Annotated in this window: 28 protein-coding genes; all 28 read left to right on the top strand. The window is 33.5% G+C overall.

All coding sequences use genetic code 11. The features are described from left to right. Window positions 1–142: 142 nt before the first annotated feature. On the top strand, window positions 143–1,378 hold the full coding sequence (locus PQ463_RS18390; RefSeq protein ID WP_274254921.1) for a beta-ketoacyl-[acyl-carrier-protein] synthase family protein: 1,236 nt from the start codon (window positions 143–145) through the stop codon (window positions 1,376–1,378). Continuing rightward, window positions 1,371–1,625, top strand: a complete 255-nt coding sequence (locus PQ463_RS18385) for an acyl carrier protein (protein WP_008465907.1) — start codon at window positions 1,371–1,373, stop codon at window positions 1,623–1,625. The genes PQ463_RS18390 and PQ463_RS18385 overlap by 8 nt, the downstream gene beginning before the upstream one ends. Further along, the gene (locus tag PQ463_RS18380; RefSeq protein ID WP_274254920.1) at window positions 1,626–2,525 is read left to right on the top strand and encodes a lysophospholipid acyltransferase family protein; all 900 of its coding nucleotides are present in this window, start codon (window positions 1,626–1,628) and stop codon (window positions 2,523–2,525) included. 136 nt (window positions 2,526–2,661) lie between these two features. Beyond that, the gene (locus tag PQ463_RS18375; protein ID WP_274254919.1) at window positions 2,662–3,564 is read left to right on the top strand and encodes an NADPH-dependent FMN reductase family protein; all 903 of its coding nucleotides are present in this window, start codon (window positions 2,662–2,664) and stop codon (window positions 3,562–3,564) included. A 17-nt stretch (window positions 3,565–3,581) separates the two neighbouring features. After that, on the top strand, window positions 3,582–4,715 hold the full coding sequence (darB, locus tag PQ463_RS18370; protein WP_274254918.1) for a dialkylresorcinol biosynthesis protein DarB: 1,134 nt from the start codon (window positions 3,582–3,584) through the stop codon (window positions 4,713–4,715). After that, the gene (locus tag PQ463_RS18365) at window positions 4,715–5,146 is read left to right on the top strand and encodes a hotdog family protein (protein WP_274254917.1); all 432 of its coding nucleotides are present in this window, start codon (window positions 4,715–4,717) and stop codon (window positions 5,144–5,146) included. The genes darB and PQ463_RS18365 overlap by 1 nt, the downstream gene beginning before the upstream one ends. A 7-nt stretch (window positions 5,147–5,153) precedes the next feature. Next, a complete protein-coding gene (locus PQ463_RS18360) occupies window positions 5,154–5,618 on the top strand; it encodes a hotdog family protein (RefSeq protein ID WP_201999155.1) in 465 nt (154 codons plus the stop codon). A 322-nt stretch (window positions 5,619–5,940) separates the two neighbouring features. Beyond that, window positions 5,941–6,345, top strand: a complete 405-nt coding sequence (gene DarG, locus PQ463_RS18355) for a flexirubin biosynthesis protein DarG (RefSeq protein ID WP_274254916.1) — start codon at window positions 5,941–5,943, stop codon at window positions 6,343–6,345. After that, window positions 6,346–7,344 carry a BtrH-related acyltransferase DarH gene (darH, locus tag PQ463_RS18350; protein ID WP_274254915.1) on the top strand — a complete coding sequence of 333 codons (999 nt, stop codon included), beginning with the start codon at window positions 6,346–6,348 and terminating at the stop codon, window positions 7,342–7,344. Window positions 7,345–7,407: 63 nt separating this feature from the next. Then, window positions 7,408–8,106 (top strand): ABC transporter ATP-binding protein, encoded by a 699-nt coding sequence (locus PQ463_RS18345; RefSeq protein WP_008465897.1) that lies wholly within the window; start codon window positions 7,408–7,410, stop codon window positions 8,104–8,106. Continuing rightward, the gene (locus PQ463_RS18340) at window positions 8,096–9,379 is read left to right on the top strand and encodes an ABC transporter permease (protein ID WP_274254914.1); all 1,284 of its coding nucleotides are present in this window, start codon (window positions 8,096–8,098) and stop codon (window positions 9,377–9,379) included. The genes PQ463_RS18345 and PQ463_RS18340 overlap by 11 nt, the downstream gene beginning before the upstream one ends. After that, window positions 9,354–9,803: an acyl-CoA thioesterase gene (locus tag PQ463_RS18335; protein WP_111423009.1), complete on the top strand. Its 450-nt coding sequence runs from the start codon at window positions 9,354–9,356 to the stop codon at window positions 9,801–9,803. The genes PQ463_RS18340 and PQ463_RS18335 overlap by 26 nt, the downstream gene beginning before the upstream one ends. A gap of 102 nt (window positions 9,804–9,905) precedes the next feature. Further along, the gene (locus tag PQ463_RS18330) at window positions 9,906–11,057 is read left to right on the top strand and encodes a beta-ketoacyl synthase N-terminal-like domain-containing protein (protein WP_274254913.1); all 1,152 of its coding nucleotides are present in this window, start codon (window positions 9,906–9,908) and stop codon (window positions 11,055–11,057) included. Between the two features lie 476 nt (window positions 11,058–11,533). After that, window positions 11,534–12,151, top strand: a complete 618-nt coding sequence (locus PQ463_RS18325; protein WP_274257973.1) for a 3-oxoacyl-ACP synthase — start codon at window positions 11,534–11,536, stop codon at window positions 12,149–12,151. 2 nt (window positions 12,152–12,153) lie between these two features. Beyond that, window positions 12,154–12,411: a phosphopantetheine-binding protein gene (locus PQ463_RS18320; RefSeq protein ID WP_111378796.1), complete on the top strand. Its 258-nt coding sequence runs from the start codon at window positions 12,154–12,156 to the stop codon at window positions 12,409–12,411. Window positions 12,412–12,543: 132 nt separating this feature from the next. Then, the gene (locus PQ463_RS18315; RefSeq protein ID WP_274254912.1) at window positions 12,544–13,740 is read left to right on the top strand and encodes a beta-ketoacyl-[acyl-carrier-protein] synthase family protein; all 1,197 of its coding nucleotides are present in this window, start codon (window positions 12,544–12,546) and stop codon (window positions 13,738–13,740) included. Then, the gene (locus tag PQ463_RS18310) at window positions 13,740–14,804 is read left to right on the top strand and encodes a beta-ketoacyl synthase N-terminal-like domain-containing protein (RefSeq protein ID WP_274254911.1); all 1,065 of its coding nucleotides are present in this window, start codon (window positions 13,740–13,742) and stop codon (window positions 14,802–14,804) included. Before PQ463_RS18315 ends, PQ463_RS18310 begins: the two co-directional genes overlap by 1 nt. After that, window positions 14,801–15,577 (top strand): polysaccharide deacetylase family protein, encoded by a 777-nt coding sequence (locus tag PQ463_RS18305; RefSeq protein ID WP_274254910.1) that lies wholly within the window; start codon window positions 14,801–14,803, stop codon window positions 15,575–15,577. The genes PQ463_RS18310 and PQ463_RS18305 overlap by 4 nt, the downstream gene beginning before the upstream one ends. 294 nt (window positions 15,578–15,871) lie before the next feature. Further along, window positions 15,872–16,498 carry a flexirubin biosynthesis/transport protein LolA2 gene (gene lolA2 / locus PQ463_RS18300; RefSeq protein WP_274254909.1) on the top strand — a complete coding sequence of 209 codons (627 nt, stop codon included), beginning with the start codon at window positions 15,872–15,874 and terminating at the stop codon, window positions 16,496–16,498. Further along, a complete protein-coding gene (lolB2, locus tag PQ463_RS18295; protein WP_274254908.1) occupies window positions 16,464–17,099 on the top strand; it encodes a flexirubin biosynthesis protein LolB2 in 636 nt (211 codons plus the stop codon). Before lolA2 ends, lolB2 begins: the two co-directional genes overlap by 35 nt. A gap of 37 nt (window positions 17,100–17,136) precedes the next feature. Then, window positions 17,137–17,733, top strand: a complete 597-nt coding sequence (locus PQ463_RS18290; RefSeq protein WP_274254907.1) for a porin family protein — start codon at window positions 17,137–17,139, stop codon at window positions 17,731–17,733. A 2-nt stretch (window positions 17,734–17,735) separates the two neighbouring features. After that, a complete protein-coding gene (locus tag PQ463_RS18285) occupies window positions 17,736–18,344 on the top strand; it encodes an outer membrane beta-barrel protein (RefSeq protein WP_274254906.1) in 609 nt (202 codons plus the stop codon). A 13-nt stretch (window positions 18,345–18,357) separates the two neighbouring features. Then, the gene (locus tag PQ463_RS18280; RefSeq protein WP_274254905.1) at window positions 18,358–18,999 is read left to right on the top strand and encodes a porin family protein; all 642 of its coding nucleotides are present in this window, start codon (window positions 18,358–18,360) and stop codon (window positions 18,997–18,999) included. Window positions 19,000–19,004: 5 nt separating this feature from the next. Then, a complete protein-coding gene (locus PQ463_RS18275; protein ID WP_274254904.1) occupies window positions 19,005–19,376 on the top strand; it encodes an ApeI family dehydratase in 372 nt (123 codons plus the stop codon). Between the two features lie 2 nt (window positions 19,377–19,378). Next, entirely contained in the window at window positions 19,379–19,864 is a 486-nt protein-coding gene (locus tag PQ463_RS18270) for a hypothetical protein (protein WP_274254903.1), read from the top strand. A gap of 16 nt (window positions 19,865–19,880) precedes the next feature. Beyond that, on the top strand, window positions 19,881–21,056 hold the full coding sequence (locus tag PQ463_RS18265; protein WP_274254902.1) for a DUF2062 domain-containing protein: 1,176 nt from the start codon (window positions 19,881–19,883) through the stop codon (window positions 21,054–21,056). Between the two features lie 277 nt (window positions 21,057–21,333). Continuing rightward, on the top strand, window positions 21,334–25,008 hold the full coding sequence (locus PQ463_RS18260; RefSeq protein WP_274254901.1) for an MMPL family transporter: 3,675 nt from the start codon (window positions 21,334–21,336) through the stop codon (window positions 25,006–25,008). Next, a complete protein-coding gene (locus tag PQ463_RS18255; RefSeq protein ID WP_274254900.1) occupies window positions 25,008–26,525 on the top strand; it encodes a phytoene desaturase family protein in 1,518 nt (505 codons plus the stop codon). The genes PQ463_RS18260 and PQ463_RS18255 overlap by 1 nt, the downstream gene beginning before the upstream one ends.

Here is a 26,525-nt window from a genome sequence, read left to right as displayed (position 1 = left end):
GCAGAGTCGCAAAGTTTTATTAAAAAAGACTTTAAAAAAGAACCTTTGCGACTCTGCGCCTTTGCGAGATTAAAAAATAAAAACTTTGTGCCTTTGTTTTAAAAATTACACTTTAAGGATAAAAAATTACTTTTGAAAGACGATGAATAGACGAGTTGTAATTACTGGAATGGGAATTTATTCTTGTATCGGAACTTCTTTGGACGAAGTAAAAGATTCGTTATACGAAGGAAAATCTGGTATTCAGTTTGATTCTGAAAGAAAAGAATTTGGTTTTCAATCGGCCTTGACAGGAATGGTTCCGAAAGCCGATCTTAAAAATTTATTGACGCGAAGACAACGTATGAGCATCGGTGAAGAAACCGAATATGCTTATATGGCAACTATAGAAGCTTTAAAAAACGCTAATATTGATGATGCTTTTTTTGATGAACGCGAAGTAGGCATCATGTACGGAAATGATAGCGTTTCTAAAGCTATTATTGACGCAACAGATATTGTTCGTGAGAAAAAAGACACTGCTCTTATTGGTTCTGGTGCGATTTTTAAATCGATGAATTCTACGGTAACAATGAACCTTTCTACGATTTTTAAACTTCGCGGAATCAATCTTACTGTTAGTGCGGCTTGTGCCAGCGGTTCTCACTCTATTGGTTTGGCTTATTTTTTAATTAAAAGCGGCTTTCAAGACATTGTAATTACTGGCGGAGCTCAGGAAATCAATAAATATGCCATGAGCAGTTTTGACGGATTAGGTGTTTTTTCTAACCGAGAAGGCGATCCAACAAAAGCTTCAAGACCTTTTGATATGGGTCGCGACGGATTAATTCCGAGTGGTGGTGGCGCAACTTTAATTTTGGAAAGTTACGAATCTGCAATTGCTCGCGGTGCCAATATCATTGCAGAAATTGGCGGTTACGGATTTTCTTCAAACGGAGGGCACATTTCAACTCCAAACGTTGAAGGACCTGCAACAGCTATGAAACGTGCACTTGATGATGCCAAATTAGAAGCTTCAGATATTGAATATATAAATGCTCATGCAACCTCAACACCTGTTGGAGATGCTAATGAAGCCAAAGCTATTTTTGAAGTTTTTGGAGAAAAAAATCCTCCAGTAAGTTCTACAAAATCCATGACTGGCCACGAATGCTGGATGGCGGGAGCAAGCGAAATCATTTATTCTATCTTAATGATGCAGCACGATTTTATCGCGCCAAACATCAATTTGGAAAACCCAGATGAAGATGCGTCAAAATTAAATTTAGTTAAAACTACGTTAAACAAAAAATTTGACATATTTTTGTCCAATTCTTTCGGTTTCGGAGGAACCAACTCTGCGTTGGTGGTTAAAAAGTTTAAATTGAACAATGAATAAAGAAGAGATTATAGCAAAAATTAATGGTTTTTTAGTTGATGAATTTGAAGTTGATAATGACGACATTGAACCAAATGCTAATTTAAAAGATACACTTGGGTTAGACAGTCTGGATTATGTTGATTTGGTCGTTTCAATAGAGGCAAACTTTGGTGTAAAACTAGTTGAAGCAGATTTTGTTGGAATTTCTGATTTTCAAAGTTTTTATGACTTAATCGAAACTAAAATCAAAGCCAAATCAGCTTAAATGAGTCAATGGGATGGTAAATCCAAAGGAACTGTATTAGGTTATAAAATATTCGTTTTTTTAATTCAAAAAGCGGGTGTCAAAGCTGCTTATGCCTTACTTTATTTTGTTGCTTCTTATTATTTTTTATTTCTAAGAAAAAGCAACAGAGCCATTTTCTATTATTTTAAAGAAAGACTTCAATACTCCTATTTCAAATCCAAAAAAATGGTTTTCAAAAGCTATTATACTTTTGGACAAACCATTATTGATAAAGTTTCCATTTCTGCTGGAATGAGAAACAGATTCACTTACGAATTTGACGGAATAGAAACGCTTAAAAAATTACTTGCCGAGAAAAAAGGCGGTGTTTTAATCAGCGCTCATGTTGGAAACTTCGAAATTGCAGAACATTTTTTAGGAGATATTGATCTTAATTTCCAAATCAATCTCGTTACGACAGATTTAGAACATTCTGCCATTAAGAATTATCTAGAAAGTGTTTCTCAAAAACCAACCGTAAAATTTATTATCATCAAAGAAGATTTGTCTCATATTTTTGAGATCAATGCCGCTTTGGCCAATAACGAATTAATCTGCTTTACAGGCGATCGTTATTTTGAAGGAACCAAATCGCTTTCTGAAAATCTTTTGGGCAAAGAAGCCAATTTCCCTGCGGGTCCGTTTTTAATTGCTTCAAGATTAAAAGTTCCTGTCGTTTTTGTTTATGTAATGAAAGAACCAAACCTTCATTATCATTTGTACGCAAGAGAAGCCGAAGTAAAACATCGAGACGAAAAAGCGCTTTTGAAAGAATATGTAAAAAGCGTAGAAAGTATTCTTCAGCAATACCCTTTACAATGGTTCAATTATTTTGATTTTTGGAACCAGTTAGAAAACAAAAATTCATTGCCAAAATAGCATCAAACAAACACTTTTCGGTTTAGTTTTTTTCAATAAATCAAAAAATTGGGAATTCTATGTCATTGGTCGAAATAAGAAAATTCGTTTAAATAAATTTACTTACTTTTGCGAACCACCAAAGCCAAAAAACCCAATGAAAAATGTTCTCGTAATTTATTATTCTCAATCTGGACAATTGGAATCTATTGCAAAAAATATTGCAAAACCATTCCTAAATTCAGACGAAATAAATCTTACTTTTCACGAAATACAATTAGAAAAACCATTTCCGTTTCCTTGGAACAAAGAATCATTTTTTGATGCTTTTCCAGAATCATTTTTACAGATTCCTACTGCATTAAAACCAGTTCCAGAAGAAATCCTAAATACAAAATTTGATCTAGTTTTATTTCATTATCAGGTTTGGTACTTATCGCCTTCAATTCCGATTAATTCATTTTTGAAAAGCGAAGATGCCAAGAAAATTTTGAACAATACTCCTGTTATCACCATAAGCGGCTCAAGAAACATGTGGATTATGGCTCAGGAAAAAATCAAAGTTTTACTCAGAAAAGCCAATGCCAATTTGGTTGGAAATGTAGCTTTGGTAGACCGAGTTGGAAATTTAATCAGCGTTATAACTATTGTAGAATGGATGTTCTCTGGGGTTAAGAAAAAATATTTAGGTATTTTTCCGCTTCCAGGAGTTTCAGAAAAAGACATACAAGAATCAAGTCAGTTTGGAGAAATCATGCTCGATTCTTTACAAAAAGATAATTTAACGCAATTACAGCCAAAATTGGTCGAAGCTGGCGCTGTAAAAATAAGTTCATATTTAGTGACTGTTGACAAAACGGCCAATAAAATTTTTAATAAATGGTCAAACATCATTTATAAAAATCAAAAAAACCGAAAACAGCTGCTTAAAGTATTTAATGTTTATTTATTCCTTGCGATATGGTTAATTTCGCCAATAGTGTATATATTGCACCTTATTACCTATCCGCTTAAGTTAAAATCTATAAAAAAGGAAACTCAATATTATCAGGGAGTTTAGAAGACGAAATTTAAATTATGTTTGAAGTATATATTACAAAAGCTGCAAAATATTTGCCAAACGAAGCCGTTTCAAATGACGAAATGGAAGCCTACTTAGGCCTTATCAATGATACTGCTTCTAAAGCAAGACGCATTATTTTGCGCAATAATAAAATTACAAGCCGATATTACGCTGTTGACAAAGAAGGAAAAAGCACTCACAGCAATGCCGAATTAACCAAAAATGCCATTTTACCGTTATTCGATGAAAATTTTACGCCTCAAGATGTAGAAGTACTTTCATGTGGAACTTCGACTCCGGACATATTTCTGCCTTCGCATGCTGCGATGGTTCACGGTCTTTTAAAAAATAAATCGGTAGAATTAAACTCTTCAACAGGAGTTTGCTGTGCCGGAATGAACTCTCTTAAGTTTGGTTTTCTTTCTATAAAATCTGGAAATTCAAAAAATGCAATCTGCACAGGATCAGAAAAAGTTTCGACCTGGCTGAATGCTCAAAAATACAATCACGAGGCAGACAATTTAAAAAGCCTTGAAGAACAGCCAATTATTGCATTCAAAAAAGATTTTCTTCGTTGGATGCTGTCAGATGGTGCTGGAGCTTTTCTTTTGGAAAACCAACCAAGAGGACCAATTTCACTTAGAATCGAATGGATGGAAGCTTTTTCGTATGCCTACGAATTAGAAACTTGCATGTATGCCGGAGGTGATAAATTGGAAAATGGAGAAATTAAAGGCTGGAGCGATTATTCGCCAGAACAATGGCTAAACGAATCTGTTTTCTCAATCAAACAAGACGTTAAATTATTAGACGAATTTATCCTGTCAAAAGGTGCCGAAAGCATGAAAGACGCCATGGATAAAAACAATATTAAATCGGAAGATATCACTTATTTTATCCCTCACGTTTCTTCAAACTTTTTTGTTGAAGGACTTAAAAAAGGATTGAACGAAAAAGGTATCGGAATGAGTGATGACAAATGGTTCATGAATCTTTCTCGAGTTGGAAATGTAGGCTCTGCTTCTATTTACCTAGCTCTTGAAGAATTATTGAATTCAGGGAATTTGAAAAAAGGAGATAAAATTTTATTATCTGTTCCAGAAAGCGGAAGATTTTCTTTTGCTTATGCCTATTTAACGGTTTGCTAATGGAAACAATGGCACTTCTAGAAAAAGAAATGGTAGAAAATTTACTGCCGCAAAAGTTCCCTTTTGTGATGGTAGATGCTATGCATTCTTATTCTGAAACTTCTTTGGTTTCTGGTTTAGAAATTCAGCGCGAAAATATTTTTGTATCAGACGATATTTTTCTTGAAGCTGGATTAATAGAACATATGGCACAATCTGTAGCATTGCATACCGGATATCAATATTTTTTGAAAAACGAAGTTGCTCCAACAGGCTATATTGGTTCTATTAAAGAAATTGAAATTAAGAAACTTCCAAAGCTTAGCGATACTATTCAATCTGAAGTTACAATTCTGCAAGAATTTGCCGGAATTACTTTAGTAGATATTGTGACGACTTTAAACAATGAAGAAATTGCCAGAGGACAAATGAAAACGGTTTTGGCAAAATAAAACAATAATGAAAGCTACTGCTGTTGACATACAAAATTATTTACCGCACCGAGCGCCAATGCTTATGGTGGATTTAATTTTGAATATTGATTCGAGTTCAGTAGAAACTGTTTTTCTTGTTGAAGCAAACAATATTTTTGTTCAAAACAATACTTTTATTGAAGCAGGCTTAATTGAAAATACCGCTCAGACTTGTTCGGCAATTGTTGGAAAAAAATACTTTTTTGATGACAACGGAATTGAAAATGAAAATGTAAACGTAATTGGATTTATCAGTGCTTTGAAAAATGTAAAAATTCATGCGCTCCCAAAAGTCGGTGACACTATTATAACCAAAGCAGATTTAGTTTCGAAATTTACTGGCGACGATTACACTTTATGTACAATGAGCTGTAAAAGTTCAGTCGAAGACCAGATACTCTTAGAATGTGAAATTAACTTGTTCATTCAGAAAACAATTTCAGTTGGATAATTTTAAAAAAGTCATTTCACATTTAGGAATTCGAATCGGGATTTTATTGTCATTGTTTGGATTATTAGTCTTGTATTGGAGCTTCGTTTATGACCCGCATTCACTTTGCGATCAAGACCAACATAGACATACAGATGCAGGTTTAGGAATGTTTTTTTTAGCATTATTCATCACTGTTTTTTTCTATTTTGGATTATTAATAGAAATGATTTATTTATTCGTGAAGAAAAAGCGAATTTTAGCTTTCGCAAATCTTGGATTTTTAATAATTAGTTTATGTATACTTTCAATCTGTATGTTTCTAATAAATTAAATTAGCAAAATGGAAAAAGATCAAGTACCTCAGGATCAAAGCAACTTAACGAAAAACAACGTTAAAGAACTTTTGTACGCAACAGATGAAAATGGTAATTATACCACAACATTAAGTACAGGCTGGGAACCTAAAACAATAGCACTTTCAAATTCTATTGACGAAATAAACGAACGAATTGCCGATGCCAAACAGCAGGTTTTAAATGGCGAAGCAAGTCCGATTGTGTATTTTATGGAAGCCAATAAAATGGATCTTAACATATTATCAAGTTATGTCGGGTTTTGGAAATGGCGCGTAAAAAGACATTTTAAACCTAGTATTTTTGCCAAACTAAACGATAAAATCCTAAAAAAATATGCTGATACTTTTGGAGTATCAATCGAAGAATTAAAAAATAGCATTACCAAATAAATGGAATTAACTTTCACACATCATCAGTCTGCTCATTGCGAGAATGGAGTAGCGTCAAATCTGCTAAAAAATAGTGGACTAAACATTAGCGAACCGATGGTTTTTGGTATTGGCTCAGGATTATTCTTTGTATATCTGCCTTTTATAAAAGTAAATCATGCACCAGCAATCAGTTATAGAACTTTGCCTGGACAGATTTTCAATAAAGTGGCCAACCGATTAAATTTAAAAATAAAAAGACAAAAATTTTCTTCTATAGCAAATGCCAATAAAGCATTAGACGAAAATTTAAAAAATAATATTCCAACAGGATTACAGGTTGGCGTTTACAATTTAAGTTATTTTCCTGACGAATATCGTTTTCATTTCAACGCGCACAATTTAGTCGTTTACGGAAAAACCGAAACTGAGTATTTAGTGAGCGATCCTGTTATGGAAACTGTTACGACTTTAACTTACGAAGACATGAATAAAGTACGTTTTGCCAAAGGAGCTTTTGCGCCTCGCGGACAAATGTACTATCCGATTCAGATTCCAAAAGATGTCGATTTAAAAAGCGCCATCATTAAAGGAATCAAAAATACGTGTCGAGATATGCTAGCGCCAATGCCAATTGTTGGTGTTCGCGGCATCAAAATGGTTTCTCGCCAGATTCGCAAATGGCCTGCAAAACATGGTGTTAGAAAAGCCAATCATTACTTGGCGCAAATGGTTCGCATGCAAGAAGAAATTGGAACTGGTGGCGGTGGTTTTCGTTTTATTTATGCGGCATTTTTACAGGAAGCTTCAGTTATTTTAAATAACGAAGAACTAAAAACACTTTCTAAAGAAATGACTCAAATTGGAGATTCATGGCGTGATTTTGCTGTTGAAGCTTCACGTATTTATAAGAACAGAAGTGCCAAAGAAGATGCCTACAACACTATTGCCGATGAACTTTTGGACATTGCCAATAGAGAAGAAATCTTTTTCAAAAAATTAAAAAAAGCGATTAGCTAACACACTATTTTGCAGTCTATCATTCAAATAGAATCCCTTTCGAAAAAGTACAAAAATGCAGAAATGTATTCTTTGAACAACGTTTCGCTAAATATAAACGAAGGTCAGATTTTTGGCTTGCTCGGTCCAAACGGCGCTGGAAAAACAACCTTAATCTCGATGCTCTGCGGATTAGTAAAACCAACTTCTGGGCATTTTACAATTGATGGTTTAGATTATCAGCATCATGCTTCAAAAATTAAAAAAATCATAGGCGTTGTTCCACAAGAATATGCTTTGTACCCAACCTTGACAGCCAGAGAAAATCTGCTTTATTTTGGAAGCATGTACGGCTTAAAAGGTTCTGATTTAAAAGATAAAGTAATCGAAACTCTAGATCTTTTGGGTTTATTGAAATTTGCCGATAAACAAGTTCAGACATTTTCGGGCGGAATGAAACGCCGTGTCAACCTGATTGCCGGAATTCTTCATAATCCGAAAGTTTTGTTTTTGGATGAGCCAACAGTTGGTGTCGACGTGCATTCTAAAACTGCCATTATCGATTATCTGAAAGTATTAAATCAAAACGGAACGACTATTATTTATACTTCGCATCATTTGGCTGAAGCCGAAGATTTCTGTTCGCAAATTGCGATTTTAGATCAAGGACAGATTTATGCACAAGCAACTCCGTCGGCATTAATTGAATCTACAAAAGATGCCCGAAATCTAGAAGATGTATTTATTTCATTAACCGGTAAAGCGTTGAGAGATGATATATAAAATTTGGATGTCGGTAGTAAAAGAATTCCTTTTGCTAAAAAGAGATTTAGGCGGATTGATTATTTTATTTATCATGCCTTTGGTTTTGGTAATTGCCGTAACCTTAATTCAAGACAGCACTTTTAAAGCCGTAACCGATTCTAAACTTCAGATTCTTTTGGTCGATAAAGACCACGGATCTGTTTCTAAAACGGTTTTTGAAAATTTGGAAAAAAGCAAATATTTTACTGTTGTAACACAAATTGACCATAAACCAATTACCGAAGAAATTGCCAAAGAAAATGTGTACAAAGGAAAATTTCAGCTGGCAATTGTAATTCCAGAAAACCTAAGTTCAGATTTACAGGAAAAAGTAAATCAGAATGTAGAGAAAATTGTGAGCAATTTAGGTTTGACCGATAGTACAACGGCTGCCGAACCTCAGCGCGTTATTAAAGAAAAAGAAGTAAAACTGTATTTTGATCCAGCGGTTCAAATGAGTTTCAAAAATGCGGTAATGAGTTCGATCGATAAAATGATTTCGCAAATTGAAACCAAATCGATTTACAGCACTTTCCAAAAACAATTAGGTGAAGAAACTATCGATTTTGAGCAAAAGAATTTTATCACTTTCAAAGAAATAATTCCGAGAATCAACAACAAAGAAGTTCGTCCAAATTCCGTTCAGCATAATGTTCCAGCTTGGACACTTTTTGCGATCTTTTTTATTGTCATTCCGCTATCTATCAATATTGTAAAAGAAAAATCGCAGGGAACTTTTGTTCGATTAAGAACCAATCCTGTTTCTAATTTAGTCGTGATTATTGGAAAAACCATCACCTACTCGATCATCTGTATGATTCAGTTTTATATGATGGTTGCCGTTGCGGTATTCTTATTCCCAACCATCGGATTGCCTTCTTTAAATATCGAAGGGCATTTCTTGCTGACAAGTGTTGTCGCATTATTTTCAGGTTTTGCAGCCATCGGGTTCGGAATTTTATTAGGAACTGTAGCCAGCACACAAGAACAATCGGCTCCATTTGGCGCTACAAGTGTGATTATTTTAGCCGCAATTGGCGGTGTTTGGGTTCCTGTTTTTGCTATGCCGAAAATCATGCAGTATATCGCAAAATCATCTCCAATGAACTGGGGATTAGAAGCTTTTTACGATGTATTGCTTCGAAACGTTTCTTTCGTCGAAATCATACCAAGAATAAGTTTATTATTTTTGTTTTTCATTATTACCACTTCCATCGCATTATTTTATGATAAAAAGAAAAGAGCAGTTTAAAGAAGCTACAGATCTAACCGTTTCACACGAAATCAGGATTCGTTTTAACGAAACAGATCCGCTTGGAATTGTTTGGCACGGCAATTATATCACGTATTTCGAAGATGGACGAGAAGCATTTGGACGCCAACACGGACTTACATATTTGGATATTGCCAAAACGGGTTATACAACGCCAATTGTAAAATCGACTTGCGAACATAAATTGTCTTTGCGTTATGGAGATGTAGTAACAATTGAAACCACTGTTGTTGACACTCCCGCAGCCAAAATGATTTACCGTTTTAAAATAATTGATGACAAAGGAGAAGTGGCCTGCACAGGCGAAACCACTCAGGTTTTTTTAGATGCAGCAGGAAATTTAATGCTGACCAATCCGCCTTTTTATGAGGAATGGAAGCGAAAAGTGGGGTTGTTAAAGTAGCCACGAATTTCACAAATTTTCACGAATTAAAAATTGTAAAATCGGAATCTGCTTAATCTGCCAAATCTGCGAGCAAAAATTTCACGAAATTAAAATCATAAAATGTCAAGAGAAATATACATCACCGAAACAAATTGCATCACACCTTTAGGTTTTGATGTTGAATCTAATATCAGCGCCATTCTTCGTGGTGATTCTGGAATTCAGCTACATAACGATGTTTCTTTGATGCTGAATCCTTTTTATGCTTCGATTATTTCTGATGAAAAAATAAATAGTGCTTTTTCAAAAATTAGTACTGAGACAAAATATTCCCGTTTAGAGAAAATGATGATTTTGGCTTTAGAGCCGATTATCAAAAACTCAAACGTAGACCTAAATTCAAAAACAGCCTTTATACTTTCTACTACAAAAGGAAATGTAACCGCTTTAGCAAATGATTCTGAGGAAAGTTTCAACAACGCACATTTAGATGTTTTGGCTAAAAATATTTCAGATTTCTTCGGATTCCAAACTCAAGCTATTGTAGTTTCAAATGCCTGCGTTTCTGGAATTTTAGCTGTTTCTGTTGCCAAAAGAATGATTCAGTCTGAACTTTACGACAACATTTTTGTAGTGGCTGGCGACGAAGTTTCAGAATTTGTTTTGTCTGGTTTTAATGCTTTCCAAGCGATGAGCGAACTGCCTTGCAAACCCTATTCTAAAAACAGAACTGGAGTAAGTTTAGGCGAAGCGACAGCGGCAGTTTTAATTTCGGCGGAAGCCAAAAATGCTAAAATAAAAGTAATTGGCGACAGTTCGATAAACGATGCCAATCATATTTCTGGGCCTTCAAGAACGGGCGAAGGTTTGTTTAGAAGTATTCAGAATGCTTTGAAAGAAGCACAAATTGAAGCGAACAAATTGGATTATATTTCAGCACACGGAACCGCAACTCCTTATAACGACGAAATGGAAGCAATTGCTCTAACTCGTTTAGATTTACAAAATGTTCCAGTAAATAGTTTAAAAGGTTTTTATGGTCATACATTAGGCGCTTCGGGATTATTGGAAACGGTAATTGCCATAGAATCTGCCAACCAAAATAAGCTTTTTGAATCGAAAGGTTTTGATGAAATTGGAGTTAGTGAAAATATTAACGTGATTGAAAAAAATCAAGAAAATAAGATTGATTATTTCCTGAAAACGGCTTCTGGATTTGGAGGCTGTAATACGGCTGTGGTTTTTGAAAAGGTAAAACACGAATTGCACTAATTTTCACGAATTAAAAAATTTAATTTATGAGTGATGAAATTGCAAGTTTAAAAAATTACATTGAGACTAATCTTGAGAGAAGTAGTGGTGCTTTCGAATATGTGATATATCCTAACATTAGAGATATTGTTAGTAATTTAAGCAAGAAAGATAGTGAGAAATTTTCAATCGAAATATTAAACTGGAATGAAGATTTACTTTATCATCTATCTGATGAAATTCTTTTTAGCAATAATGAATACTTAGACAAAGATTATCTTTATTGTTCTATATTTTTAAGAACTCATAAAAAGGAAAATCTAGTTTTCTTAATACAATATTTAGATGATTGCTACAATGGTTTAAATTTTGAAAAAATACCTTTAGATTTCTTCATACAACTTAAAGAAAAAGTAGAGGGATTTTACATTATAGAAAATGGAAAAGAAAACGTCGATGATTTCACAAGACCATTGAACGATATCATAAATAAGAAAATGACTCAAAACAAACCCAACATACAATCCTACATCAAAATAGAAAACAACGAAATTGTTTTGAACGGAGCTTCTGTATTCAAAATTGAACCAACCGATTTTGCTGATTTTTCTAAACAGGCATATCGTAATTTTGAAATGCAGTATCCAAAGTTTTTTAAAATGGATGCTTTAAGCAAACTGGCTTTTTTAGGATCAGAATTGCTTTTGAGTCCGATTACCTCAACGGAGCAGGAAAATAATATCGCTTTAGTTTTGGCCAATAAATCGTCGAGTTTAGATACCGATGTAAAATATCAGGAATCTATTTCAGACAAAGAAAACTATTATCCGAGTCCGGCGGTCTTTGTTTATACGCTGCCAAATATTTGTTTGGGCGAAATAAGTATCCGTCATCAGCTGAAAAGTGAAAATTCTTTCTTTATATTTGACACCTTTAACACCGAATTTATGTCGAATTATTCGAATATTCTTCTGAATACAAATAAAGCAGATGTGGTTTTGTGCGGTTGGGTAGAATATTTTAACGACAATTATAAAGCTTTTTTATGTACAATTAGTACAGAAGAAAATGCAAAATATACAAACGAGACTATCAATACATTATACAATAAATAATCATGGAAGCATTAAAAGAAGAATTAAAAAATAAAATCATAACAACTTTAAACCTTGAAGATATCGCAGTTGAAGATATTGCTGATAACGATCCATTGTTTGGAGATGGTTTAGGTTTAGACTCGATTGATGCACTTGAATTGATCGTGATTTTAGATAAAGATTACGGAATTAAATTAGTAGATCCGAAAGAAGGAAAATCTATTTTTCAGTCTATCGAAACTATGGCAGCGTATATTAGCGCGAACAGAACAAAGTAAGACTTCTTAGACTGACTTAGATTTTTAGACTTCTTAGACTATGCTTTTCAAAAATCTAAAAAGTCTAAAATTCTAAGCCAGTCTAAAAAAATCTAAGAAGTCTAAAATTCTAACAATCTAAGAAGTCCAAAAATGAAAGGTGTTGCAATAACGGGAATGGGAATTATCTCTGCGATTGGTAATTCGGTTGAGGAAAACTACATTTCCTTGATTGAAAACAAAATCGGTGTTTCTCGTATTCAAAATATTTCGACTGTTCATGCAGATGTGATCAAAGTTGGCGAAATCAAAAAAACCAACGAAGATCTTGTTGATGAACTGAAATTAAATGAGGATAATAATTTCTCTAGAACCGCTATGATTGGCACTTTGGCAGCAAAACAAGCTGTTGAAGATGCTGGCATTACCGATATAAATGAATTTAGAACGGGACTTATTTCGGCTACAAGTGTGGGCGGAATGGACATGACGGAAAGACATTATTACGATTATTTCGAAAAACCAGAATTGACCAAATACATTACTTGCCACGATGGCGGCGATGTTGCCGAAAAAATTGCTGAAGAATTAGGTTTAAAAGGAATGGTTACAACCATAAGTACTGCTTGTTCGTCTGCGGCCAATTCGATTATGTTAGGCGCGAGATTAATCAAAACGGGAAAATTGGATCGCGTAATTGTGGGTGGAGCCGATGCTTTGGCAAAATTCACCATAAACGGATTCAAGACTTTGATGATTTTATCTGACGATTACAACAAACCTTTTGACAACACCAGAAAAGGATTGAATCTTGGAGAAGCTGCTGCTTTTTTGGTTTTAGAATCGGATGAAATTGTAGCAAAACAAAACAAAAAAGTATTGGCAAGAGTTTCAGGTTACGGAAATGCCAACGACGCTTTTCACCAAACTGCTTCTTCAGAAAATGGAGATGGCGCTTATTTGGCCATGAAAAAAGCCTTTGACATTTCGGGTTTACAACCTTCTGAAATTGACTACATCAATGTTCACGGAACCGCAACGCCAAACAACGATTTATCTGAAGGAAGAGCTTTGCTTCGAATTTATGAAAACGAAAAAGTTCCAGATTTCAGTTCTACAAAACCTTTTACAGGACATACATTAGCGGCTGCAGCTGCAATTGAAGCCGTTTACAGTGTTTTGGCAATTCAGAATAATGTGGTTTACCCCAATTTGAATTTTGAAATTCCGATGGAAGAATTTGATTTGAAACCGCAGACAACTTTAAAAAATAAAACTATCGAGCACGTTTTATCCAACTCTTTTGGTTTTGGAGGAAACTGTTCCACTCTTATATTTTCAAAAAGCTAATGACAAAAAGAACCTATATAAATGGAGTAGGCTGTATTTCGACTCAAAAAACATTTGATACTGTTTTTTTGGAAGAGGCTATTGTAAATCATGAAGAAAATGTACTGGCAATTGTTCCGCCAGTATACAAAGAATATATTTCACCTGCTGCCAGCCGAAGAATGGCAAAAGGTGTAAAAAACGGAATCGTAGCTTCGGCTTTGGCTATGAAAGATGCCAATGTTGAAAATGTCGACGCCATTATCACGGGAACTGGTTTAGGCTGTATTGAAGATTCTGAAAAATTCCTAAAAAGCATTTTAGATAATAATGAAGAATTCTTAACTCCGACTTCTTTTATTCAATCTACTCACAATACGGTTGGAGCGCAGATTGCACTTTTACAGCAATGTAAAGGTTATAATTTTACCTACGTGAATGGTGCTGTTTCTTTTGAATCGGCTCTTATTGATGCTAAAATGCAGATTGAAGAAGCTGAAGCCAATTCGATTTTAGTTGGCGGTGTTGACGAAAATGGCGATTATACTACTTCGCTTTTTAAACTAAACGGTCGTATTAAAGCAGACAATTCTGCTCCGTACGATGTTCTAAATTCTTCAACAAGTGGAGCGGTTTATGGCGAAGGTGCAAGTTTTTTTGTTTTAGAAAACGAAAGAAAAGAAAACACTTATGCCGAACTTCTAGATGTTGCTATTGTAAATACGCTGGAAGAAAATGAAGTTGAAGCAGCAATTATTTCGTTCTTAAAATCAAATAATTTAGAAATTTCAGATGTTGATGCTCTTGTTTTAGGTTTTGACGGAAATGCTGATTTTGAGAATTATTATAGAAATCTTGCTGAAAATGCATTTGCTCAAACTCCGATTTTATATTACAAACATTTGAGCGGAGAATACGATACAGCTTCGGCTTTTGCTTTTTGGATGGCTGCTAAAATTTTGAAAACTCAAGAAATTCCTGAAATCGTAAAAGTAAATGCTGTCGAAAAATCAGGATACAAAACGATTTTATTATACAACCAATTAAACGGAAAAAACCATAGTTTTACGTTGCTGTCAAAATGATAACGCACAAAAACATATCGCTGTTTTTTATCTTTTTATTGCTTTTATTGTTTCTCCTGAATCTGTATAACGCAATTCATTTTCTGTGGTTTGTTGTTATAATTCTACTTTGGATTGGAATAAATGCTTTTGGTTCCGCTAGAATTTCTTCCAATTATCATGTAAAAGCATTTTGCAATAATCCGTTAGAAACAGAAAAAAAAATTGCGCTTACTTTTGACGACGGTCCAAGCATTTATACATTGGAAGTTTTAGAACTTTTGAAAAAATACAATGCCAAAGCGACCTTTTTCTGTATTGGAAAAAATATCGAAACGCATCCCGAAATTCTCCAAAAAGTGATTGATGAAGGACATTTAGTTGGAAACCATTCCTACTCGCATTCTAAGTTTTTTGATTTTTATAATGCTAAAAAAATAACCGAGGAACTTCAAAAAACAGATGCGCTTCTAGAAAAATTCACTTCCAAAAAAATCAACTTCTTTCGTCCGCCTTATGGAGTTACAACTCCTTCGATAAGAAGAGCTTTAAAAGTAACCGGACATAAAACAATTGGCTGGAATATTCGTTCCCTTGACGGTGGAACCAAAAATCAGGAATTAATTTTCAATCGACTCGTTAAGCATATTTCTCCCGGCGGAATCGTACTTTTGCACGACACAGGCGAGCATTCTGTTTTGGTCTTGGAACAGTTTTTGCAATTTTTACAGCAAAATAATTATCAAGTCGTTTCGATCGAAGAACTTTTGAATCTAAAAGCTTATGAAAATTGAACGCGGATAAAACAGATTCGCTTTCGCGAAGACGCGGATAAAAACGGATTTTTATAATTTAAATTTTAACACATAGAAACATAGATTTAGGATGCTTAAAAAAAGGCGTTTCACTTATTTAAATACACATAGTGCTATGTGTTAGAAACCTGTTTCTTTTTTATATTCTTTTATACACATAAAAACCTATGTCTCTATGTGTTTAATAAAATTTACAAGTATTCAATAAATAGTAATCTGTGGAAATCATTTTAATCTGTGGCAAAAAAAATTAAAGCACATTTTTGAAAAAATATGAAAACTAAAATAGCATTATTAATTCTATTTATATCTGGCAATTTGTTCGCGCAAGAACAAAAAATGACTGATGCCGAAATTGCTTCTTTTAAACAAGATGTAAATGTTGTATCCAAAAAAATCAAAACCTTAAGTACCGATTTTGTTCAGTACAAGCATTTAGATTTTTTATCGAAAGACATTGAGACTTCAGGGAAAATGGTTTTTAAAGAACCAGCTTTGCTTCAATGGCAATATAAAAAACCATACAATTACAGCATCACTTTCAAAAATGGAAAAATCCTAATTAACGACGAAGGAAAGAAAAGTGCTGTTGATATTGGAAACAGTAAAATCTTTGCCCGAATTAATAAATTGATTGTGGGAAGTGTGAGCGGAAATATGTTTGATGATAAAGAATTTACGATTTCGTATTTTAAATTGAAAGGCCAGAATCTAGCAAAATTTGTTCCGAAAGATGCGACGTTGAAAAAATACATCAAACAAATCGAACTGACTTTTGATAAAGAAGAAGCAACAGTTGTTCAGGTAAAATTATTAGAATCATCTGAAGATTATACTCGAATTGTACTTAAAAATAAAGTGATCAATGCAAAAATCGACGATTCAGTTTTTACTAATTAATTGCTTTCTGGCAATTGTTTTAATTTCTTGTGGCTCGGTCACAAAAAATTATACGCCTAAAAAATTAGACAAAACGTCTTACACAGTTCCGTATTTTTCAGACTCAAAAACCGATTATGTTTATAAAACTAACATTAGTGTTTACGGAAACGAATTGTCTGGAATTTTCATTGCCAAGAAAATAAACGACACCACGCACCGAATAGTTTTTACAACCGAATTCGGAAACAAATTAATGGATTTTGAAATCTCAGAAACCGATTTTAAAGTCAATTCTATTGTATCAGAATTAGATCGAAAAATTTTGATTAATACTTTAAAAGAAGATTTTCGATTGCTTTTAAAGAAAGAATATTCGATTCAAGAGCAATTCGAAAATGAATCGGCAGACATATATAAATCGGCAGATGGCAAGCGTGACAATTATATTTTCATCTCCAAAAAAGATCAGAAATTAGAAAAGATCGTTCATGCTTCTCAAACAAAAGAAAAATTTACACTGCTTTTCAGTTCAGAAAACAATATTTTTGCCGAAAGGATTCAGATAATCCATCAGAATATTAAATTAAAAATTGAACTGAATTATTTCAAATCAGAATAAAAACTTAAACTAATCCTAAACTTTAAATCAATTAGAAATGAGAAATTTTGTTGTACTTGCATTTGTTTTATTAATCGGAATCCAAGCAGAAGCGCAGGTAAAAGTTAGTCCAGGGCTAAGAGGTGGTTTGAATGTATCAACATTAACGAATATTGATGACAATAGTTCTAAAACAGATTTTTATGTTGGTGGATTGGTAAATATTAAATTCAATAAATTTTTCTCGGTTCAGCCAGAGATAAATTATTCAAGACAAGGTGATGAAGGAAGATATTTTGAAAACGGCCGTTATTATACTGAAAAGTATGAGTTAAATTATGTAACACTGGGAGCGGTTGCAAAATTTAACTTTGGTGGAGGAGGTTTTCATCTATTGGCGGGCCCTTCTTTAGATTTAAAAGTTAGTGATAATTATATAAATACTAACCCAGAAGATTTTGACATTGCATTTGTTGGAGGTCTTGGTTATACTTTGCCAAATGGTTTAACTTTTGAAGCTCGACTTAAACAAGGATTAATTGATATTTATGGTTATAACGGATATGATTATGGCAATGACGGATATTACTATAATGATGTAATCTTAAATCAAGTTTTCCAAATCGGAATTAGTTATACGTTTAAAACAAAATAAAAATGAATAAAAGAATATGCTTCTTTATTGCTGTTTTTTTCTCGGTTTTAAATATACAAGCCCAAGTAACCGTAAAGCCTGGATTAAGAGCTGGATTTAGTTTTTCAACTATTTCTGAAATGCACGCCGATTACAAAACCGATTTTTATGCTGGTGGTTTTACAGAAATTAAAATAACCAAAGTTTACGCCCTTCAGCCAGAGATTAATTACAGCAGGCAAGGTTCTAATAATGTAGCGCGAAATTATTTTGATGAAAATACACAGACCAATAAAGTAGAATATTTAGATCTTGACATAAACTATTTATCTCTTTCTATGATAAATAAGTTTACACTGCCACAAGGAATTCAATTTCAAGCGGGACCAACATTAGATATTTTATTGAATGATAATCTTGCTGTTAGAAAAGCGCAAAATGATCTTGGTCTGGTTTTAGGAGTTGCTTATGCCCTGCCTTCTGGTTTAACATTTGAAGCGCGATTCAAAAAAGGTCTGCTGGATGTTTTAAGCAGTGATTATTATCAAAATGACTCCAATAATTATTATTTATTTGGAGATTATAACACGAATATTAATTTTCAGTTGGGAATCAGCTACTCTTTTAAATAACGAAAATAAAATAATGACTAAACAAAATTTAGCGATAATCGCATTAACTTTTTTTGCATTTTTAACAACACAAGCTCAAGTAACATTTAAACCTGGTATTCATGCTGGAATTAACATTTCTAAACTAACAAATACCGATCTTGGCAACAAAACAGATTTTTACATAGGTGGTTTTGGAGCTTTAAAACTTGGAAGAGTTTATACGCTACAACCTGAATTAACATATTCAAGACAAGGAGGAAAAGGGACAGCAGATATGGGTACAACAAGTATTTACAATCCGCAAACAAACACCTATACAACAACTTCTGTTAGCGGAACTGTAGATGCTTCATTACAATATATTTCAGGAATTACTATAAATAAATTTAATTTTACTGAAAATTTATATGCACTAGCAGGACCTTTTGCTGATATTTTAATTGCCGATAACATAAAAGCAGAGCCTAAAGAAAAAGAATACAATTTTAACAAAGGTGAAGATATAGACTTCGGAATTATTGCAGGCTTAGGATATAGCTTGAAAAATGGAATTGCATTTGAAGCAAGAGTAAAAAAAGGATTTACAAATGCTTTTACTAATTATTATGATGAAAGTAGTGACAGCAACAACTTAGTGTTTCAATTTGGTGCTGCCTATACATTTGGAAAATAAAAAATATGATTTTACAAGATTTTTATAAAATACTGTCAGAAGAAAAAATATCTGATTCAAAATATACTATTACAATTTTGGTCAATGCCAAACATGAGGTTTTTAAAGGGCATTTCCCTGGAAATCCTATTATGCCTGGTGTTTGTATGATTCAGATTATCAAAGAACTTACAGAATCAATTACCAAAAGTTCATTGATGATTCAGTCTTTGGCAAATGTAAAATTCATGGCGCTGATTAATCCGGAGGTTACTCCAGAATTACGATTGGAATTGGATGTTACAACTACTGAAGACGGTTTGGTAAAAGTGAAAAACACGACTTACTTTAACGACACAACTGCTCTTAAACTGAGTAATGTGTACAAAAAAATATAACTATGAAACTGTTACTGACATTACTTTTATGGGTAAGTTTTGCTGGAGCGCCAGATTTGGCTTCAATCCGAAAAATGTATTCTGATGTAGCAAAATCAGAAAGCAATGCCAAAGAGTTTGTAGCCAAACTTTCTGGGGTTTCAAATAATGATGATAAAATTTTAGTGGCTTATAAAGCGGCTTCCATTTTATTGGACTCTAAATTTGAAAAAAAATTGAGCCAGAAAATGGATCGTTTTAAAGAAGGTGCAAAATTACTTGAAGCAACAATAAAAAGTGATCCAAGTAATATTGAAATGCGAATGATCAGACTGAGTGTTCAGGAAGATGTTCCTGCTATTACAGGCTACAAGAAAAACATTAAAGAAGATAAAAAATTCATAACGAAGTATTATGCAGCGCAAGGTGCGGCTTTGAAAGATTATCTTAAAGACTTTGTTTTACAATCTAAAAGTTTCTCTGAAAAAGAGAAGCAATTCGTGAAGTAAGCTCAAAAAACACCTCATGAAATCACAACAAGAATTACTTAGTTCGACTAACTTTTGCGTTATTGTGCCTACGTACAATAATCAGAAAACGCTGAAAAAAGTACTGGATTCTATTTTAGATTTCACCACAAATGTCATTATTGTCAATGACGGTTCAACTGATTCTACGAGCGAAATTTTAAAATCGTATTCGCAGCTGACTCAAATTCAACATCCTAAAAATTTAGGAAAAGGAAGAGCGCTGAGAAACGGATTTAGAAAAGCATTGGAATTGAATTTTGAATACGCCGTTACAATCGATTCTGACGGACAGCATTTTGCAGCTGATATTCCTGTTTTCCTAGAAGCAATTCAAGATGAGCCAAACGCTCTTTTGATTGGAAGCCGAAATATGACTCAGGAAAACGTTCCAAAGAAAAGCAGTTTTGGAAACAAGTTTTCTAATTTCTGGTTTAAGTTTGAAACTGGAATTAAACTAGACGACACACAATCTGGATTTAGATTGTATCCGCTTCGTTTGCTTCCAAAACGTTTTTACACCAATAAATTTGAATTTGAAATCGAAGTTATCGTGCGTGCTGCATGGAAAGGAGTTGTGGTAAAAAATATTCCGATTCAAGTTTTGTATGATCCCGCTGAGAGAGTTTCACACTTTCGTCCGTTTCAAGATTTCACCCGAATCAGTATTTTAAATACGGTTTTGGTGACCAACGCTTTGCTGTATATAAAGCCGAGAGATTTTTTTAGAAGAGCAAAAAAAAAAGGTTTTAAAAAATTCTTTTTAGAAGATATTTTAGAAAGCAACGATTCTAATTTTAAAAAATCGGCTGCGATTGCTCTAGGTATTTTTATCGGACTTTCGCCTTTTTGGGGATTTCAGACTATATTGCTTTTTACCTTTGCTGCCTTGTTTAGACTCAACAAAGTCATTGCTTACCTTACTTCAAACGTAAGTTTTCCGCCTTTTATTCCGTTTATTGTTTATGCTTCACTTCAAGTTGGGAGTGTTTTTGTGTCCAGCGACACGCCACTGGTTTTAGACAGTTCAATTACCCTCGACGATATTCAAAAAAATGCTACACAATATATCGTAGGAAGTCTTATTTTAGCATCCGTTTCAGCGCTATCAGTTGGCTTTATCAGTTATCTGCTTTTAACGGCTTTTAGTTCTAAAAAACAAATCGAAAATTAAATTAAGTTTGCCACAGATTAAAAGGATTAAAATGATTTTTTTTCGCCACGAATTTCACGAATTTACACAAATTTAATCGTGGTGATATTTAAAACTTCTGATAAAAAACAGAGTTAAAATCTATCTAACCCTTTCAATCGGCAGCAAAAAACAAAACAAATTTATGCCCTTTTTCAAATTAAGAATTCGTGAAAATTCGTGAAATTCGTGGCAAACCAACACAGATTAGAATCTTTTTAATCCTTTTAATCTGTGGCAAAAAAAAATAAAAATAACCATGCATCAATACTTCTACGCCATTCATTTATTTGTAAACCGAAGAAAATCTCTTTCGGTTCTATTGGCTATTTTGATGCTTCTTGTTTTTGGATTTTTCGCTTCAAGATTAAAGTTTGAAGAAGATATCACCAAACTTATTCCAACAAACGATAAAACCGATGTTACTGCCAAAGTTTTAAAACAATTAAATTTTGCCGATAAAACTACCGTAATTTTCAGTTTGGATAAAAATGGTTCTGCCGAGGATTTAAAAGAAATGGCAACTGCTTTTTCAGACAGCGTTTCTAAATCCTGCAAACCGTACATAACCGGAATTCAAGGAAAAATAGACGAAGAAAACATTCAAGAAACTATCGATTTTGTTTACAATAATCTGCCACTTTTTCTAGATGATAACGATTATGCTACTATCGAAAAGAAGCTTCAGAAAGACAGTATTGCAGCAACCGTTCAAGGAAATTACAAATCGATTATTTCTCCGTCTGGATTTATAACCAAAGATTTTATTCTGCAAGATCCGTTTGGGATTTCTTTTATCGCTTTAAAAAAATTACAACAATTAAATATTGGAGACGATTTTACGCTCGAAAATGGTTTTGTAATGACGAAGGATAAAAAGAAATTACTGCTTTTTATTACTTCAAATATTCCGTCAAGCGAAACAGAAAAGAATACCATTTTTGCCGAAAAACTGAAATCAATTCAGGAAAATCTAAATACACAATTTAAAGGAAAAACGTCAATCAGTTATTTTGGTTCTGCTTTAATTGCAGTTGCCAATGCCAATCAGATTAAAGGAGATATTATTTTGACGACATCAATTGCGATGTTTACTTTAATGCTGATTCTGATTTTATTTTATCGAAAAGTCTTAATTCCGCTTATTATATTTTTGCCAACATTATTCGGAGGTTTATTTGCTGTTGCGTTTTTATATTTTGTGAGAGAACAGATTTCGGCAATTTCGTTAGGAATTGGTTCTATTTTATTGGGTATTACGATTGATTATTCTATTCACATTCTCACACATTACAAACATAATAGCGATGTAAAAACATTGTACAAAGACATTACGATGCCTGTCATCATGAGCAGTTCTACAACCGCTGTTGCTTTTTTATGTCTGCTTTTTGTGAAATCGGATGCCTTAAATGATCTCGGAATTTTTGCCGCTGTTATCGTTATGGCAACGGGAGTTTTCTCTCTTTTGATTGTTCCGCATTTATACAAACCAACAGAAAATCCGGCGGAACACAAAAAGAATGTGATCGATAAAATGGCTCATTTTTCTTTTCACAATAATAAAATCTTAATCGGACTTTGTGTTATCATCACCATTGTCTGCTGTTTTACTTATAATGATGTTGGTTTTAATAATGATTTATCTCAGCTGAATTTTATTCCGAAAGAAATTAAAGCTGCCGAAAAACAATTGGAAGAAAGCACGAGTTTAACTTCCAAAACGATTTATGTCGCTTCTTACGGAAAAACCATGGAAGAAGCTTTACAGCATAACAGTAAACTTTTTGATGATTTATCTGCAGCAAAAAATCAGGATAAAATTTTAAATTTCAGCTCCGTTGGAGGCATTGTCCTTTCGCAACAAGCTCAAATTGAAAAAATTAAAAAATGGAATTCATTCTGGACTTCACAAAAAAAAGAATTCATAAAATCAGAATTAATTGTTGAAGGCTCTAAGCTTGGCTTTAAACCCACAACATACAATCTGTTTTTTGATCATTTAGATTTTGACTTTAAGCCTGTTTCGTCAAATGAGTTTTTAAAAATCAAAGCGCTTCAATTACAAGAATTCATCACAGAGAAAAATGGTTTTTACACAGTTTCAACTTTAGTAAAAGTATCGCCAGAACAACGAGATGTTTTTGTAAAATCGGCTTCTGCAAAAGAAAACGTAATTGCAATTGACCGTCAGCAGATGAACGAAACGTTTTTCAGCACTTTAAAAACCGATTTTAATTCGCTTGTAAATTATTCATTTGTTGCTGTAATTTTAATTCTATTTTTCTTTTTCCGAAGAATCGAATTGGTAATCATAAGTTGTATTCCGATTGCGTTGACGGGAATTGTAACAGCTGGAATTATGGGCATTTTTGGCATTCAGATGAATATTTTCAGCATGATTGTCTGCACGTTGATTTTTGGTCACGGAGTCGATTTTAGTATTTTCATGACCAGTGCCTTGCAAAAAGAATATACAAATGGCGTTAACGAAATTGCCATTTATAGAACCTCAATTATTCTGGCAGTTATCACGACAATCTTAGGAATCGGCGCAATGATTTTTGCCAAACATCCTGCGCTTACATCTATTTCATTGGTTTCATTAATTGGGGTTTTTGCAGCGTTGATTATTACGTTTATTTTCTATCCGATTTTATTCAAACTGTTTTTATCAAATCGTCCGAAAAAAGGAAATCCGCCTTTTCAATTGCGAACTTTTGTTCATGGCGTCATTTCGTTTGCCTATTATGGTTTGGGCGGAATCGTAATGTCGATTTTCAGTTTTACTATTATGCCGATTTTGCCTTTTAGTAAAAAATCAAAAATGAAAGCTTTCCGATATGTGGTTTCAAAATTCATGAAATCGGTATTGTATTCAAATCCTTTTATTCGCAAAAAAGTCGTTAATAAATTCAATGAAACTTTTGATAAACCAGCTGTAATTATTGCCAATCATTCTTCTTTTCTGGACATTTTAGCAATCGGAATGCTAAGTCCGAAAATCATTTTCTTGGTGAGTGACTGGGTTTACAACTCTCCTATTTTTGGCGGTGTTGTGAGAAAAGCGGGATTTTATCCTGTTTCTGAAGGTCTTGAAGGCGGAGTTGAACATTTACGCAAAAAAGTAGAACAAGGTTATTCTTTAATGGTTTTTCCAGAAGGAACTAGATCAGAAAACAATGTTATAAAGAGATTCCATAAAGGTGCTTTCTTCCTTGCTGAAGAATTTAAAATCGATATTATTCCTGTGGTTATTCATGGTGCTTCAGAATTGATTCCAAAAGGCGATTTTGTCATTCATCACGGAAAACTTACAGTTACAATTTTAGAAAGAATTGCTCCAGACTATCTTTCGTTTGGAAATAATTATGCCGAAAGAACCAAACAGATTAGTTCGTTCTTTAAAGCAGAATATCGTAAAATAAGACACGAACTTGAAGGACCAGATTATTTCAAAACAATGCTGATTAACAGTTACGATTATAAAGAAATCGAAGTTGGAAATAGCGTGAAAAAAGATTTAAAACAAAATCTGGAAACGTATTACAGCTTAAACAAACACATTCAGCTTAAAGCAAAAATCCTTCATTTAGGAAATGATTACGGACAGTTGGATGTTTTATTGGCGTTGCAGGAACCACAGCGAAAAATAGTTTCTTTTATAAATGACGAAGAAAAATTGTTGGTAGCTAAAACCAATTACATTGTTTCAAAAAGAAAAATAGTTTATTTAAATCAATTGGAATCGGCACTTGAAAATCATTATGATGTACTTCTAATTTCTGACGAAAGTTATCAGAATGAAATTGAGAAAGAAGTCTCGAATGTTGCTTCTATAATTTTAGTGAATTGTTCTCGTTTAAAAAGTCAGTTTGAGAATTTTGAAATTGTTTCTGAAGAAAATGCTTTACTAGTTTTAAAGAAAAAATAATGAAAAAACAGTACGATGTAGTTATAATTGGCAGCGGTTTAGGCGGATTGGTTTCTGCTGTTATTCTGGCAAAAGAAGGCTACAGCGTTTGTGTACTCGAAAAAAACAATCAATATGGCGGAAATCTTCAGACTTTCGTAAGAGATAAAACCATTTTTGATACCGGAATTCATTATATCGGAGGTTTAGGCGAAGGCCAAAATCTTCACCAGTATTTCAAATATATCGGAATAATGGATCATTTGAATCTGAAAAAATTGGACGAAAATGGTTTTGATATTATTTCTTTTGATGACGATAAAACTGAATATCCGCATGCACAAGGTTTCGAAAATTTCATTAAACAACTAACTCGATATTTTCCTGAAGAAAAAGAAAATCTAGAACAATACTGTCAAAAAATAAAAGCCGTTTGCAAAACATTCCCGCTTTACAATCTAGAATCTAAGGGAAAATATGACGATGAAATTTTAACGCTTAACGCGAAAGAAACCATCGATTCTTTTACTGAAAATGAAAAACTGAAAGCGGTTTTGGCTGGTTCCAATTTTCTATACGCTGGAATTCCAGATAAATCGCCTTTTTACGTCCATGCGCTTGTAGTCAATTCGTATATCGAAAGTTCATGGCGTTGCGTAAATGGCGGAAGTCAGATTACCAAACAATTGCTGAAACAGCTTAAAAAATATGGTGGAGAGTTTTTCAAACATAAAGAAGTCACCAAAATTGAAGTCGAAAACCAAAAGGTAAATTCTATACAAATGAAAGACGGAACAGAAGTTTCTGGAACGTTTTTTATTTCGAACATTGAACCTAAAACGACTTTGAAAATGGCAGGGCAGGAAAACTTTAGGAAACCGTTTTTCAATAGAATTCAAGATCTAGAAAACGTGCTTTCTGCTTTCAGTTTGTATATCGTTTTTAAACCCAAAACTTTCAAATACATCAATCACAATTATTATCATTTTAAAAGTGCCGATGATGTCTGGACAGCTCATGAATACGACGAAAATTCATGGCCAAAAACTTTTATGGCTTCTATGAGTCCCTCAAAAAAAGATGAAGAATGGGCAGATGGAATGACGTTTTTGACTTATATGAAATACGATGATGTTAAAACTTGGGAAAATACTTTTAATACCACTTTTGAAGAAAATGACCGAGGAGAAAGTTATGACGAATTCAAAGCGAAAAAGGCATCCAAATTTTTAGAAGAAATAGAGAAAAAATTTCCTGGGATAAAAGATTGCATCAAATCGGTTCATACTTCCACGCCCCTTTCGTACCGTGATTATATAGGTGGAGACGGCGGAAATATGTACGGATATGTTAAAGATTCAAATAATCCGATGAAAACTATGATTCCTACTAAAACTAAGATAGAAAATCTTTATCTTACAGGCCAAAGTATCAACATGCATGGTGTCTTGGGAGTTACGGTCGGAGCGGTTATAACCTGTTCTGAAATTGTAGGAAAAGAATATCTGCTAGAAAAAATCAAAAAAGCATCTGAATAA

The sequence above is a fragment of the Flavobacterium sp. KACC 22763 genome, assembly GCF_028736155.1.
Lineage (GTDB): Bacteria > Bacteroidota > Bacteroidia > Flavobacteriales > Flavobacteriaceae > Flavobacterium.
Note: the sequence above shows the minus strand (reverse complement) of the source record. Positions and strands in the feature narration are given on the sequence as shown.